Here is a 13,935-nt window from a genome sequence, read left to right as displayed (position 1 = left end):
CGGGCCGGAGCGCATCAGCGCCGGTCGAACAGGGAGAAGCTCTTTGCCTTTCCCTTGCCCGAAGGCCCTCAGGAGGCCCGCCGCGCGGGTTCAGCTTTGCCTTTCACGATAGACCTTTACCCTTCTCCGGGCCTGGCGCGGCCGTGTTCTTCGCCGCGACGACGGCGTCGAACACCTCGCGCTTGGGCAGGCCCGCCTCGGCGGCTACCGCCGCGATGGCCTCCTTGCGCCGCTCCCCCGCCTCCTCGCGCACCCGCACCCTGCGCACCAGTTCCTCCGCGTCCAGTTCGGCGGGGTCGGCGGGCGGGGCGCCCTCGACGACGACGGTGATCTCGCCCCGTACACCCTCGGCGGCCCAGGCGGCCAGTTCGCCCAGCGGGCCCCGCTTGACCTCCTCGTACGTCTTGGTCAGCTCCCTGCAGACGGCGGCGCGGCGCTCGGCGCCGAAGACCTCGGCCATCGCGGCGAGGGTGTCGTCGAGCCGGTGGGGGGCCTCGAAGTAGACGAGGGTGCGGCGCTCGTCCGCGACCTCGCGGAGCCGGCCGAGCCGCTCGCCGGCCTTGCGGGGCAGGAAGCCCTCGAAGCAGAAGCGGTCCACGGGCAGCCCGGACAGGGCGAGGGCGGTCAGCACGGCGGAGGGCCCGGGGACCGCGGTGACCTTGATGTCGCGTTCGACGGCGGCGGCGACCAGGCGGTAGCCGGGGTCGGAGACGGACGGCATGCCCGCGTCTGTGACGAGCAGCACCCGGGCGCCGCCCGCCAGCGCCTCCACCAGTTCGGGCGTACGGGCGGATTCGTTGCCCTCGAAGTAGGAGACGACGCGGCCCGAGGTGTGCACGCCGAGGGCGCGGGTGAGGCCGCGCAGCCGCCGGGTGTCCTCCGCCGCCACGATGTCGGCGGTCTGGAGCTCCGCCGCGAGCCTCGGCGGGGCGTCCGCGATCTCCCCGATGGGTGTCCCTGCAAGTACCAGCGTTCCTGTCACATGGGTCATCCTCGCAGCCCGGACAGGCGACTCGCACAGGCGCGTTCCCTACGATGGCGCGGTGACCAGTACCGCACCTGAGGCCCTGCAGGGTCAGCACGCCGTGGAAGAGCCCCCGCCGTGGCAGCAGCGCCTGCGGCGCTTCGGCTACGCGCCCCCGGCCGGGAGCGCCGCCGGGCCCGGGCTGCGGGAGCGTCTCGTACCGCCGTACACCCGGCCCTCGGAGCGGCTGTGGTCGCTGCTCGGGATCTCGCCGGGCGGCGCGGACCGGCTGGGGCGGCTGGCCGCCTGGGGCGGTCCGCTGCTGGTGGCGGCGTTCGCGGGGCTGCTGCGGTTCTGGAACCTGGGCAAGCCGCACGCGGTGATATTCGACGAGACGTACTACGCCAAGGACGCCTGGGCGCTGATCAACCAGGGGTACGAGGGGGCGTGGCCGAAGGACGTCGACAAGACGATCCTGACCGACCCCGGCTCGGTCGTGATCCCGACGGAGCCCGGCTATGTGGTCCATCCGCCGATGGGCAAGTGGGTCATCGGCGTCGGCGAGAAGCTCTTCGACTTCACGCCGTTCGGCTGGCGTTTCATGGTGGCGCTGCTCGGCACGCTGTCCGTCCTGATGCTCTGCCGGATCGGCCGGCGGCTGTTCCGCTCGACGTTCCTGGGCTGCCTGGCGGGCACGCTGCTCGCGGTGGACGGGCTGCACTTCGTGATGAGCCGTACGGCGCTGCTCGACCAGGTGCTGATGTTCTTCGTCCTCGCGTCGTTCGGGTGTCTGCTGATCGACCGTGACTGGGCGCGGCGACGGCTGGCGGCGGCGCTCCCCGAGGGCGAGGGAGGGCTGTTGCGGCCGGACACGGAGGTCGCGGAGACGCTGCGGCTCGGGTGGCGGCCGTGGCGGCTGGCGGCCGGGGTGATGCTGGGTCTGGCGTTCGCCACGAAGTGGAACGGCCTCTACATCATGGCCGCGTTCGGTGTGATGGCGGTGCTGTGGGACGCGGGCGGCCGGCGGACGGCGGGCGCGGTCCGCCCGTATCTCGCGGTGTTCAAGCGGGACTTGGTGCCGGCGTTCGTCTCGGTGGTCCCGGTCGCGGTCCTCACCTATATCGCCACCTGGACGGGCTGGATCGCCTCGGACAAGGGCTATTTCCGCAACTGGGCGGCCGAGCAGGACAAGCTGACGGGCGGCGGGTTCTGGGCGTGGCTGCCGGACTGGCTGCGCAGCCTGTGGCACTACGAGACCGAGGTCTACAACTTCCACGTCAGTCTGACCTCGCACCACACGTACCAGTCGAACCCGTGGAGCTGGATCGTCCTGGGCCGGCCCGTGTCGTACTTCTACGAGAGCCCGTCACCGGGCGAGGCGGGCTGCCCGGCGGACGCGACGGAGAAGTGCGCCCAGGAGGTCCTGGCCCTCGGCACGCCGCTGCTGTGGTGGGCCGCGTGCTTCGCGATCCTGTACGTCCTGTGGCGCTGGTTCTTCCGCCGCGACTGGCGGGCGGGCGCGATCGCCTGCGGCATCGCGGCGGGCTGGGTGCCGTGGTTCCTCTACCAGGAACGCACCATCTTCCTCTTCTACGCGGTGGTGTTCGTGCCGTTCCTGTGTCTCGCCGTGACGATGATGATCGGGGCGATGGTGGGACCGCGGGGCTCCTCGGAGAGACGGCGGACGTTCGGGGCGGTGGGTGCCGGAGTGCTGGTCCTGCTCATCGTCTGGAACTTCATCTACTTCTGGCCGCTCTACACCGGGCAGGCGATTCCGATGGACCAGTGGCGGAACCGGATGTGGCTGGACACCTGGGTGTAGGGGATCACGGACAGCCTCGGGTGGTCAGGGCTGGTCGGGGGCGACCGGTGTGATGTGGCTCAGCACGCACAGCCAGCGGTCGTCCCGTCTGACGAACACGTCCGTCGTCCATTCGATACGGGCGGCGTCGTTGGCGGCGATCGAGGCGGCCCAGTCCTCCGCGAGGGAGATGAACCGGGCGTCTGCCGCGACACTCGCGGTGGAGGCTGCGGGGGCGGCTGCGGTGTTCGCGGCCGCGTCCGACGTGGCGCCGTCCGCTTCCGCGTCCGGTGGCCGGGGGCCCGCGGGCTGAACGTCGTCCACGCGTCAAACGTAGCCTCGCCTCGCCGGCTCGGCGACTGATCCCGGATCGGTAACAAGCGTCTCTCCGTTCACACCTGTCATCTACGTTGGAACGATCACCTGGGGAGGGGAGGCGCTGTCATGCGCAGTGGGGCCAAGGTCGCCATAGTCGGGGGAGTCTTCGTCGTCGTCGCGAGCGGGGTGGGGTACGGGGGCTACAACCTCTGGAACGGGATCAGCGGTGGATCGGGGGTGGGCTTACGGTCGGGGGCCGAGGAGAAACGGACCGGGCCCCTCACCGAGGACGAGATCAAGCGGACCGCCGAGGAGTTCCTGACCGCGTGGGCGGCCGGGGAGTCCGACCGGGCCGCGCAGTTGACCGACGACCCGGTCGAGGCGGGGCCCGCCGTGCTCAACCACCGCGAGGGGGCGATGGTCTCCAAGGCCGTCATCACCCCCGGCGCGGCCGTCGGCACGAAGGTGCCGTTCACGGTCAGCGCCACCGTGACGTACCAGGGGCGGTCGGCGCCCTGGACGTACGCCTCCGAGCTGACCGTGGTGCGCGGACTGACCACCGGGCGGCCGCTCGTCGACTGGTCGCCGGCCGTCGTCCACCCGAAGCTCACCAAGGGCACGACCCTGCGGACCGGCACGGCGAAGAGCGCCGCCGTCAAGGCCGTCGACCGCCAGGGCGTCGAGCTGACCAAGGAGAAGTACCCGTCGCTCGGGCCGGTCCTCGACCAGCTCCGCGAGAAGTACGGGGAGCTGACCGGCGGGACGCCCGGCGTCGAGACCTGGATCGAGAGCCCCACCGAGGGCGTCGCGAACACCACCCTGCTGACCCTCGCCAAGGGCAAGGCGGGCGAGCTGAGGACGACGCTCGACGCGGACGTCCAGGCGGCCGCCGAGCGGGCGGTGGCGCGGTACGGGCAGGCGTCGGTGGTCGCGGTCAGGCCGTCGACGGGCGAGATCCGCGCCGTCGCCAACAGCCCGGCGGGCGGTTACAACACCGCCTTCCTCGGCAAGCAGGCGCCCGGCTCGACCCTGAAGATCGTCACCGCCGCGCTGCTCCTGGAGAAGGGGCTGGTGAAGGCGGACCGGGCCACCGAGTGCCCGAAGTACGTCATGTACCAGGGGCGCCGCTTCCACAACCTGAAGGGGTTCGAGCTCGGGAACGTCCCCTTCGCGAAGAGCTTCGCCGAGTCCTGCAACACCGCCTTCATCAAGAAGATCGACGATGTCAAGGACGACGCGGCGCTCGGCGAGGAGGCCCGGGACGTCTTCGGGATCGGCCTCGACTGGCAGACCGGAATCCCGTCCTTCGACGGGAGCGTCCCGGCGGAGACGGGCGGTGAGGCGGCCGCCCAGTACATCGGTCAGGGCACCGTCCAGATGAACGTGCTGAACATCGCCTCGATCACCGCCACGACGAAGACCGGAACGTTCAAGCAGCCGTTCCTCGTGGCCAGGAGCCTGGACGACCGGCCGTTCGCCACCGCGTCCCGCGGGCTGCCCGGGCCGGTGGCCCGGCAGCTGCGCGACATGATGCGGCTCACCGCGACGGGCGGCACCGGTGCGAAGGCGATGGCCGGCGTGGGCGGCGACAAGGGGGCCAAGACGGGATCGGCCGAGGTGGGCGGACAGTCCACCTCCAACAGCTGGTTCACCGGCTTCTCCGACGACCTCGCCGCCGCGGCCGTGGTCCAGGAGGGCGGTCACGGCGGGGACGCGGCGGGGCCGGTGGTGGCGAGCGTGCTGAAGGCCGGGTAGCGGGGGAGGGCCGCTATGGGCGGGGCGGCCTCCCGGAAAACGCGCTCGCATGGCTCGTACACGTACCACTAGCGTGCGGGCCATGACCGAATCGATCGCCCATCCCCAATTCGCCGCCGCCCTCCGCGAACTCGGCCTCGACGTCGAGATCCGCCGCTTCCCCGACGAGACCCGCACCGCCGCCCAGGCCGCAGAGGCCATCGGCTGCGAGGTCTCCGAGATCGTCAAGTCGCTGATCTTCGCGGCGGACGGGGTCCCGGTCCTGGTGCTGATGGACGGCGCCTCGCGGGTCGACGTCGAGCGGGTACGGCGGGAGTTGGGCGCCGAGGCCGTGACGCGGGCCGACGCGCGGGCCGTACGGGAGACCACGGGGTACGCGATCGGCGGCGTCCCGCCGTTCGGGCACCGCACCCGGACGCGGGTCCTGGCCGACCGGGGCCTGCTCGACCACGCCGTGGTGTGGGCGGCGGCGGGGAATCCGCACACGGTGTTCGCCCTCGACCCGAAGTCGCTGATCGCGCACGCGGGGGGCGCGCTGGTGGACGTACGGGAGCGGACGAGGTGACGCCGCCGCCCTGAACGCCCGTGAGGGCGGCGGGTGTCGACGTCACAGGCGTCAGGAGGGGGGAGCCGAGATCACCATGACCGCCTCGAACTCCTCGACCGACCGCAGGGTCGCCCGCGTCTTGGTGGTGACCTCGCCCCGCATGGCGGCGGCGGGGGCCCGGGATGCCGCGAAGGTGTCCCGGTCGGCGTAGATCGCGCCCACGATGCCGCGCCCGCCGGCGCGGTCGATGAGCAGGGATCCGCCCAGGAACCCCGGCATGGCCTGGAGTCTGGGCAGGACACCGTCCCTGAAGGCGTCGACCATGAGGTCCGTGTGGGAGGGGTCGAACTCCACGCGGGTGAGCCGGAAGCAGGCGCCCTCGCCGACCGACTCGGCTCGCTGCGCGACCGCGGCCTCCCAGTTGTCGACCGTGACGGTCGCGGCGAACGGCGACAGCATCTCGGACCGCAGCTGCCCCATGCGCTCGGCACTGCTCCGCAAGGCTTCCTCGTCCTGCCACCACGTACCGATCATGAGCTTCCCGAGCTCCCGATCCACGAACACGCCCGCCCCACGGAAGCCAGGCGTCTGCTCCAACGGCTCCCTGCCTTCCGTGGTCAGCCTCCGCACGGCGTCGTCGAGCTTGGCCGGATCACCCGTCGCATAAGTCGTCCGAACGAACATGACACCCTTTCCCCACTGGACCGATTCTCTTGTCCATACGACGGCCGCCACGGGCCTTCGGCAAGGCGACCGAAGCGTTCGGGTGGCCGCCCGCGCCCGTTCCGGCGGCGCGTCCCGGGGCCGGTGCCATGGCAGACATACCGAGGGCCCTGCCCCCACCGTGCTGGTGGGGGCAGGGCCCTGGCGGGATGACGGCGCCGGGTGGCGGTCCTACATGTAGTAGCCGAACAGGTCGGCGATCACATGCGTGGATCCGGTGTTCACCCGGAAGTCGATCTTGCCGTTGACCACCGGGACGGTCACCAGGTTCGCCACCGTCTGGCCGGTCGTCCAGTTGAGGTTGGACGCGTTCGGCAGCGGGGTTCCGTCCGGCCACACCGTCATGAAGCCGGGGGCCGTCGGGGCCGTGACGGTGACGTTGAGGACCACGGCCTTGGCGTTCGCCAGGGTGTGGCCGTCGTTGAGGTCCAGCACCATGGTGCTGCCCGCGGCGAGCGGTGCGGCCTTGGCCGTGCCGAGCGCGGAGCGGGTGTCGAGCAGCCGGCTCGGGCCCGCCTTGTGGAAGGACGAGCCCTCCGCCTGGGTGTAGTAGCCGAAGACGTCGGCGATGAAGTGCACGGTGCCGTTGCCGAAGTTGTGCAGGTTCACCTTGCCGTCGGCGCCGATCGGCAGGACGACCATGTTCGGACGGGTCTGGCCCGTGAGCCAGTTGATGTTCGAGGCGGTCGGGCGGGCGGCGCCGCTCGGGTACGCGATCAGGTGGCCGTTGGAGGCCGGCGCGGTCGCGGTGACGTTCAGGACCACCGCGGTGGCGCCCGTGGCGGGCACCCCGCCGGCGCCGGCGACCTGCAGCGAGACGGTGCCCTTGCCGGCGACCGGGGTCTTGCCGGCGACGCCGATGGCGTTGCGGGTGTCGAGGATCCGGGCCGGGCCCTTGGGCATGTAGGTGCTGCCGCCGTCGGCCGTGGAGTAGTAGCCGGCGACGTCCGCGATGAGGTGCGTCGTACCGCTGCCGTGCGTGTAGAGGTCGATCGAGCCGTCCTTGCCGACCGGGACGGTCACCAGGTTCGGGATGGTCTCGCCCTTGAGCCAGTTCATGTTCGACGAAACCGGGCGGGTGGTGCCGCTCGGGTACGCGATGAGGTGGCCGATGGCGGTCGGCGCGGTCGCGGTGACGTTGACGACGACCGCGGTGACGCCGGTGGCCGGGACGCCGCCGACGCCCGCCACCTTCAGCTTGACCGTGCCGGACGGGGCGACCGGGGTGGTCCCGGGACGGCCGACGCCGTAACGGGTGTCGAGGACACGGGCCGGGGTGAGCGCGTTGAACGTGGCGGCCGGGGAGCGCGGGACGGCCTGGCACAGGCCCTTGACGATCTCGCGGCCGTTGGGGGCGCCGAGGCCGGTGGCCAGGTCGTAGCCGGCGGTGGCCTGGTAGAGGCCGCTGAAGTTGCCGGAGTCCGTCAGGTTGTTGTGGCCGGTGGTGACGTCACGGAACGCGGTGTCCGGGAGCTTGTACAGCGCCGGGTGGACGTAGCCGACCGAGCCGTTGGCCTGGCAGGCGAGGTCCTGGTTGGCCTGGGCCATGAGCGCGGCCCAGACCGGGGCGGCGCCGCTGGTGCCGCCGATGATCCACCACCACTGGCCGCCGTCCTGCCCGAAGGCGACCGGATAGCCGGTGGCGCTGTCGCCGACGGCGGAGACGTCCGGCACCTGGCGGCAGACCGTGCCCTCGCCGGCGGCGCAGGCGTCGCTGTAGCCGAGGCCGCTGCGGTTCTGGAAGCCGTCGGAGGGCACCGTGTGGTGCCGCGAGACGCCGCCGCCGGAGCCGGTCCAGGTGGTCTGGTTCGCGACGGAGGTGCGCATGGTGGTGCCGCCGACGCCGAGGACGTACGGCGAGTTGGCCGGGCTGTCGGCCACCAGTTGGTCGCCGTTCGGCTGGTCCGGGACGCCGTCCTGGTCGTGGTCGAAGTAGCAGCCGGTCGAGCCGCTGTCGCCGGAGGCGGCGACGACGGTCTGGCCCTGCGCCGCGGCCTGCTGGAAGGCGAGGTTCTCGGCGTCCATGACCTCGGCCGGGGTGTTCATCTCGCAGCTGCCCCAGCTGACGGAGACGACCTTGGCGCGGTTGTCCGTGACGATCTTGCGGAAGACGTCGACGCCGTCCTTCCAGGAGTTCGGGCCCTGGTAGACGAGGATCTTGGACTGCGGTGCGAGACCGATGACGGTCTCGACGTCGAGCGCGGTCTCCATGCCGGCGCCGGTCTCCAGGCCCGCGGGCTCCTGGGGGCCGCCGTTGACCCGGATGTCGGTCACCGGCACCTTGGTGCGGTGGCACGCCTGGTAGCTCGCGATGTCCCGCCGGTCGTAGTTCTCCAGCGAGTAGATGGCGACCGTGGTGCCGTTCTGCACGTTCGGCTGGTCCGCCATGTTGTACTGCGCCGCCAGGGACCGGGCGCTCCAGTAGTCCTGGGTGTCGTACATCGGCGGGTACGCGGGGTCGGACGCGTCCGCGAACATGTTCTTGATCTCGGCGCACATCGTCCCGGTGGTCCCGGTCAGACGCGGCTGGCGCGCGACCTCGCCCGAGTCGCCCGTGCGCTGCACGCGGGCCGCCCGCTTCGAGCCGGTGTTGCGCGGCTCGTACGCGCCCAGGGTGCTCAGGCCGACGACACCGCGGACGGCCTTCGCCGTCTCGCCGTCGAACCGCGGGGCGGCCGTGTTGGTGAGGCCCTGCTCGCCGTTCTCCAGCCGGTAGCCGTCGAACTCGGTCGCGAAGGCCTTCGCCGCCTCCCCCACCGTCGCGCTCACCGGAAGCGTGAGGCCGTCGGCCTCCAGTTCGCCGACGGTGAGGCCCTTGGCCTCCAGCTCGGCGCGGACCTTCGCCACCGCGGCCGGGTCGGCGCCGAAGGTGGCCGCGAACTCGCCCGTACCGAGGTACTGGCGGTACAGCGGCGACTTCGGGTCGGAGACCCCGGCGACGAAACGGTTCAGCGCGGCCTGGTCGCGCGGCTGCAGCACGATGCTCAGGTCGAGCGTCCGGCCGGCCGCCGGGTCCGCCGTGCGGACGGCGCCGTGCGGAACCTTCGGGGCCGAGCCGACCCGCTTCGGGGCGGGCTCGTCCTCGGTGGCCGCGTACGACGCCGGCATCCCGGCTGCGGTGACGGCCAGGGCGGCGACGGCCGCCGCGCCCCATCTGAATGCCTTTTCACGGGCGGTTCGGCCCATGCACACTCCCTCTCACGTTCCCCGTCGCCGGCCGCGAGAGCAGGGTGAGACCGCGGAAGGGTGCGTGCCGGCCCGCGTGCGGGCACGGCGAAAGCAGGAAGTGGCGGTTCGTGGGTCCGGGCACGGCCCGGGACCGAACTGCGTGAAGCCCCCCCGGCGGTGTCACCGCTCCTGAGCGGCGGACGACGGCCAGGAGTGAATCTCTATCAGGAGCGAAACCGGTTCAGCGCACCGGGTTTCGATGGTTACCGGACCGTGATCATGACATATCGGTACGCAGGTGACGCCGCCGGATCTTCGGGGTGGCTCACCGCGGCGAAAGCGCCGCCCGCACCGCCCGCACCAGCGCCTGGGCGCGCGGGTCGGCCGTCACCGTCCTGCGCATCCCGTTCGTGACGTAGCCGAAGGCGATCCCCGACTCCGGGTCCGCGAAGCCCAGTGAACCGCCCCGGCCCGGGTGGCCGAAGGAGGTGGGGCCGAGGAGCGGGGAGGCGGGGCCGTGGAGCATGTGGCCGAGGCCGAAGCGGGTGGAGACGATCAGGACGCGGTCGGGGCCGGTGGACTCCTCGGTCCGGGCGAGGGTCAGGGTGGCCGGGGCGAAGAGGCGGACGCCGCCGTCGACGGGCCCGAGGGTCGAGGCGTAGAAGCGGGCCAGCGCGCGGGCCGTGGAGACACCGGCGGAGCCGGGGAGTTCGGCCGCCCGGTAGACCGGGTCGTTCTCGTCGGGCTGGGGGTCGATCGCCCCGAAGGCGCGCCGGGTCAGCGAGCCGGGGTCGCGGTACGCCTCGGTGACGGAGCGCTTGGGGCGCAGCTTCAGGGCGCCGCCGCCGGGCGGCTCGGTCTCCTCGACCGGGCCCAGGCGGCCGACCCGGTGGGCCTCGTCGTGCGGCAGCCCGATCCACAGGTCGAGGCCGAGCGGGCGGGCGATCTCCTCGGCGACCCACCGGCCGATGGTGCGGCCGGTCACCCGGTGGACGAGGCCGCCGAGCAGCCAGCTGAAGGTGTGGGGGTGGTAGCCGTGGGCGGTGCCGGGTTCCCAGGCGGGTGCCTGGGCGGCGACGGCGGCCTGGGCGGTCTCCGGGTCGACGGCCTCGGCGAGGGTCAACGGCCGGTCGAGGACCGGCACTCCCGCCTGGTGCGCGAGCAACTGCCGTACGCTCACGCGGTCCTTGCCCGCCGCCTTGAACTCCGGCCAGTACGTGCCCACCGGGGCGTCCAGGTCGAGCTGGCCGCGCTGGTGCAGCAGCAGGGGTACGGCGGCGGCGACGCCCTTGGTGGCCGAGCGGACCACCTGTGCGGTGTCCACGGCCCAGGGGGCCTGTCCGGGGTCGCCGTCGACGTCCCGGGCGCCCGCCCAGAGGTCCACGACCTTGACGCCGTCGCGGTAGACGGCGACGGCCGCGCCCCGCTCCCCGCGGTGTTCGAAGTTGTGCAGGAACGCGTCCCTGACCGGCTCGAATCCCGCCGCCACCGTGCCCCGGACGTCCACGTCCCACACTCCTTCTCGTTCACTGCTCCCGCCCCATGGTGCAACGCGGGCGGTGAGGGCCCGATTCCGGGGCGGGTCAGGAGACGGACTGCGGGACGAAGCCGTACGGCAGTTCCAGGCGGTGGCGGCTCATCAGCTCGGCGTCGGTCAGGATCCGACCCGTCGGGCCGTCCGCGGCGATCACCCCGTCGCCGAGGATGACCGACCGGGGGCAGAGTTCCAGGGCGTACGGAAGGTCGTGGGTGACCATGAGGACGGTGACGTCCAGGGAGCGCAGGATGTCGGCGAGCTCGCGGCGCGAGGCCGGGTCGAGGTTGGAGGACGGTTCGTCCAGGACGAGGATCTCCGGCTCCATCGCGAGGACGGTCGCCACCGCCACCCGCCGCCGCTGCCCGAAGGACAGGTGGTGCGGCGGCCGGTCGGCGTACCCGGCCATGCCGACGCGCTCCAGCGCCCGGTGGACGACGGACTCCAGGCGCGGCCCGCGCAGTCCGGCCGCGGCCGGTCCGAAGGCCACGTCCTCGCGCACGGTCGGCATGAACAGCTGGTCGTCGGGGTCCTGGAAGACGATCCCGACCCGGCGCCGGATCTCGGCGAGGTTCCGCTTCTCGACGGGCAGCCCGGCGACCGCGACGGTGCCGGCGCCCGCGGTGAGGATGCCGTTGAGGTGCAGCACGAGGGTGGTCTTGCCGGCGCCGTTGGGGCCGAGGAGCGCCACCCGCTCGCCGCGTTCGACGGTCAGGTCGACGCCGAAGAGGGCCTGGTGGCCGTCGGGGTAGGCGTACGCGAGGCCGCGCACGTCGAGCGAGGGGGGAGGGGTCATGGCGTCCGTCCGAGGAGGCAGATCAGGAGGGCCGCGGCGGGCAGGGCGGCGGCGTGGAGCCACTGGGCGCGGGTGGCGGTCACCTCGTCGATGACCGGCATGGAGCCGGCGTACCCCCGGCTGACCATCGCGAGATGCACGCGTTCGCCGCGCTCGTAGGAGCGGATGAAGAGCGCGCCCGCCGAGGTGGCGAGGACTCGCCAGTGGCGGACGCCCTTCGCCTCGAAGCCGCGCGAGCGGCGGGCGGTGGACATGCGGCGCATCTCGTCGGTGATCACATCGCCGTACCGGATCATGAAGGAGGCGATCTGGACGAGCAGCGGCGGCAGTTTGAGCCGCTGGAGCCCGAGGAGCAGGGCGCGCAGTTCGGTGGTGGAGGCGAGGAGCACGGAGGCGGCGACGCCGAGGGTGCCCTTGGCGAGGACGTTCCAGGCGCCCCACAGGCCGGGGACGGAGAGGGAGACGCCGAGGACGGTCGTCTGCTCGCCGGGGACCACGAAGGGCATGAGGAAGGCGAATGCCACGAACGGGGCCTCGATCACCAGGCGCCGCAGCAGGGAGCCGGCCGGGATCCGGGCGATCGCCGCCACGCCACCGAGGAGGACGGCGTAGAGGGCGAAGGCCCAGACGGCCTCGCGGGGCGTGGAGACCACGACGAGCACGAAGCCGAGGACGGCGACGATCTTGGTGTGCGGGGGCAGCGTGTGGACCGGCGAGTCTCCCCGCCGGTAGAGCCTGTGCGCGTGCCCCGCACCCATGTCAGACGCTCTCGGTCGTACGGGGCTCCGGCGCGGCGGCCCTGCGGCGGCGTACGGCCCAGAAGGCGCCGGTGCCGACGGCGAGGGTCGCGCCGACGCCGATCACGCCGGCCAGGCCGCCCGAGAGCCGGGCGTCCTCGACGTCCTCGACGCCGTAGTCCGCGAGCGGCGAGCCGGCGGCGGCGTGTTCCTCGACGTTCCTGTCGATGCCCTGGTCGGCGGCGACCTTCTCCAGGCCGTCCGGGTCGGCGGAGGCGTAGAAGGAGACGAAGCCGGCCAGGAGGAGGGCGGTGACCAGGCCGCCGATCCAGACCTTCTTCGGGGAGCCGGCCGGAGCGGGCGCCGAGGCCGGGGCGGCGTCGACCAGTTCGCCGTCGACGCGCAGCTTGAGCGGGGCGGTCAGGCCCCGGGCGCCGTACACGAGGTCGGGCCGTACGGCGACGACCGCGCCGACGGTCAGCATGGTGATCACGGCCTCGCCGACGCCGATCAGGGTGTGGACGCCGACCATCGCGGTGAGCACCTTGCCGATCGGTACGTCGGTGGTGCCGCCGATGGCGTAGACGAGGGTGAAGGCGGCGGCCGCGGCCGGTACGGAGACGAGCGCGGCCACGAAGGAGGCGACGGTCACCGAGCGGCGGGTGCGCGGCAGCACGAGGACGAGGCCGCGGAAGAGGGCGTAGGCGACGACGACCGTGACCACGCCCATGACGGTGATGTTGACGCCGAGGGCGGTGAGGCCGCCGTCGGCGAAGAGGATGCCCTGCATCAGCAGGACGACGGCGATGCAGAGCACGCCGGTGTACGGCCCGCCCAGGATGGCGGCGAGGGCGCCGCCGAGCAGATGTCCGCTGGTCCCGGCGGCGACCGGGAAGTTCAGCATCTGCACGGCGAAGATGAAGGCCGCGACCAGGCCGGCGAGCGGCGCCGCCCGTTCGTCCAGTTCGCGGCGGGCTCCGCGCAGGCTGACGGCGACGGCGCCCGCGGCGACGACTCCTGCGGCGGCCGACACGGGGGCGTTGATGAATCCGTCGGGTACATGCACGGCTTCGATGATGGAGCTACCTGCGAACGGCTTGCAAGAGCGCACAGGTCACAGAAGCGCACAGGTCACAGCAGCGCTCGACCCGCGCGCCCCGAAGTATGGGACATTGGGGATAAATGAGACGAGTGTGAGGAGTCGGCCGATGCACCCCGCTGCGGATGACCATCCCGTCGAAGATCACGCCAAAGGCAGGATCATCACCGACGCCCCGCTCTCCCGCCCCGTCCCCGTCGCCCTGCGCTTCGACCCGCACTCCGACCCCGCCACCGTGCGCTTCGTCTTCCCCGGCAACATCGAGTGGTCCTTCCCGCGCGCGCTCCTGGAGACCGGGATGCGCGCCCCCGCCCGCCGCGGGGACATCGGGGTGTGGCCGTGCGGCCGGGTCCAGACGATCGTCGAGTTCCACACGGCGGACGGCGTCGCGGTCGTCCAGTTCGACTCCACCGCGCTGCTCCGCTTCCTCCGGCACACCTACGCCGTCACCACGTCGCGTTCGACACGGTGACGGCGCGGGGGTGCCTCGCCG

General features: G+C 72.4%; 11 protein-coding genes and 1 pseudogene. 4 read left to right on the top strand and 8 right to left on the bottom strand.

The features are described from left to right. Positions 1-103 precede the first annotated feature (103 nt). Positions 104-991 carry a 16S rRNA (cytidine(1402)-2'-O)-methyltransferase gene (gene rsmI / locus ACIRB4_RS21135; protein ID WP_403293307.1) on the bottom strand — a complete coding sequence of 296 codons (888 nt, stop codon included), beginning with the start codon at positions 989-991 and terminating at the stop codon, positions 104-106. A 52-nt stretch (positions 992-1,043) separates the two neighbouring features. On the opposite strand from rsmI, the gene ACIRB4_RS21130 reads away from it, so the two are divergent. Next, positions 1,044-2,786, top strand: a complete 1,743-nt coding sequence (locus ACIRB4_RS21130; protein ID WP_403293305.1) for a dolichyl-phosphate-mannose--protein mannosyltransferase — start codon at positions 1,044-1,046, stop codon at positions 2,784-2,786. Between the two features lie 24 nt (positions 2,787-2,810). On the opposite strand, the pseudogene ACIRB4_RS21125 reads toward ACIRB4_RS21130, so the two are convergent. Next, a pseudogene (locus ACIRB4_RS21125) lies at positions 2,811-2,900 on the bottom strand (DUF4440 domain-containing protein); the annotation flags it as partial. Positions 2,901-3,209: 309 nt separating this feature from the next. Here ACIRB4_RS21125 and ACIRB4_RS21120 point away from each other — a divergent pair. After that, entirely contained in the window at positions 3,210-4,838 is a 1,629-nt protein-coding gene (locus ACIRB4_RS21120) for a penicillin-binding transpeptidase domain-containing protein (RefSeq protein ID WP_403293303.1), read from the top strand. A gap of 49 nt (positions 4,839-4,887) precedes the next feature. After that, on the top strand, positions 4,888-5,403 hold the full coding sequence (locus ACIRB4_RS21115; protein WP_403293302.1) for a YbaK/EbsC family protein: 516 nt from the start codon (positions 4,888-4,890) through the stop codon (positions 5,401-5,403). A gap of 51 nt (positions 5,404-5,454) precedes the next feature. Here ACIRB4_RS21115 and ACIRB4_RS21110 read toward each other — a convergent pair whose 3' ends face one another. From ACIRB4_RS21110 to ACIRB4_RS21085, 6 genes are all read right to left on the bottom strand, one after another. Beyond that, positions 5,455-6,069: a hypothetical protein gene (locus ACIRB4_RS21110; RefSeq protein ID WP_403293301.1), complete on the bottom strand. Its 615-nt coding sequence runs from the start codon at positions 6,067-6,069 to the stop codon at positions 5,455-5,457. 210 nt (positions 6,070-6,279) lie between these two features. Beyond that, positions 6,280-9,294, bottom strand: coding sequence for a protease pro-enzyme activation domain-containing protein (locus tag ACIRB4_RS21105; protein WP_403293299.1), 3,015 nt, complete (start codon positions 9,292-9,294; stop codon positions 6,280-6,282). A 307-nt stretch (positions 9,295-9,601) separates the two neighbouring features. After that, positions 9,602-10,783 (bottom strand): serine hydrolase domain-containing protein, encoded by a 1,182-nt coding sequence (locus tag ACIRB4_RS21100; protein WP_403293298.1) that lies wholly within the window; start codon positions 10,781-10,783, stop codon positions 9,602-9,604. A 76-nt stretch (positions 10,784-10,859) separates the two neighbouring features. Next, on the bottom strand, positions 10,860-11,606 hold the full coding sequence (locus ACIRB4_RS21095; RefSeq protein WP_403293296.1) for an energy-coupling factor ABC transporter ATP-binding protein: 747 nt from the start codon (positions 11,604-11,606) through the stop codon (positions 10,860-10,862). Further along, complete coding sequence (gene cbiQ, locus ACIRB4_RS21090) at positions 11,603-12,364, bottom strand: cobalt ECF transporter T component CbiQ (protein ID WP_403293295.1); 762 nt, start codon at positions 12,362-12,364, stop codon at positions 11,603-11,605. Before cbiQ ends, ACIRB4_RS21095 begins: the two co-directional genes overlap by 4 nt. A gap of 1 nt (position 12,365) precedes the next feature. Next, entirely contained in the window at positions 12,366-13,409 is a 1,044-nt protein-coding gene (locus ACIRB4_RS21085) for an energy-coupling factor ABC transporter permease (RefSeq protein ID WP_403293293.1), read from the bottom strand. 142 nt (positions 13,410-13,551) lie between these two features. Between ACIRB4_RS21085 and ACIRB4_RS21080 the strand changes: the two genes are divergently transcribed. Then, entirely contained in the window at positions 13,552-13,914 is a 363-nt protein-coding gene (locus ACIRB4_RS21080; protein WP_403293292.1) for an SsgA family sporulation/cell division regulator, read from the top strand. Positions 13,915-13,935 lie beyond the last annotated feature (21 nt).

This window comes from Streptomyces sp. NPDC093600, from assembly GCF_044764755.1.
Taxonomy (GTDB): domain Bacteria; phylum Actinomycetota; class Actinomycetes; order Streptomycetales; family Streptomycetaceae; genus Streptomyces.
Note: the sequence above shows the minus strand (reverse complement) of the source record. Positions and strands in the feature narration are given on the sequence as shown.

What these genes read in the sequence shown, in the direction of transcription:
- ACIRB4_RS21110 (WP_403293301.1), bottom strand. Translation starts at nt 6,069, where the DNA reads ATGTTCGTTCGGACGACTTATGCGACGGGTGATCCGGCCAAGCTCGAC.
- ACIRB4_RS21105 (WP_403293299.1), bottom strand. Translation starts at nt 9,294, where the DNA reads ATGGGCCGAACCGCCCGTGAAAAGGCATTCAGATGGGGCGCGGCGGCC.
- ACIRB4_RS21115 (WP_403293302.1), top strand. Translation starts at nt 4,888, where the DNA reads ATGGCTCGTACACGTACCACTAGCGTGCGGGCCATGACCGAATCGATC.
- ACIRB4_RS21120 (WP_403293303.1), top strand. Translation starts at nt 3,210, where the DNA reads ATGCGCAGTGGGGCCAAGGTCGCCATAGTCGGGGGAGTCTTCGTCGTC.
- ACIRB4_RS21095 (WP_403293296.1), bottom strand. Translation starts at nt 11,606, where the DNA reads ATGACCCCTCCCCCCTCGCTCGACGTGCGCGGCCTCGCGTACGCCTAC.
- rsmI (WP_403293307.1), bottom strand. Translation starts at nt 991, where the DNA reads ATGACCCATGTGACAGGAACGCTGGTACTTGCAGGGACACCCATCGGG.
- cbiQ (WP_403293295.1), bottom strand. Translation starts at nt 12,364, where the DNA reads ATGGGTGCGGGGCACGCGCACAGGCTCTACCGGCGGGGAGACTCGCCG.
- ACIRB4_RS21080 (WP_403293292.1), top strand. Translation starts at nt 13,552, where the DNA reads ATGCACCCCGCTGCGGATGACCATCCCGTCGAAGATCACGCCAAAGGC.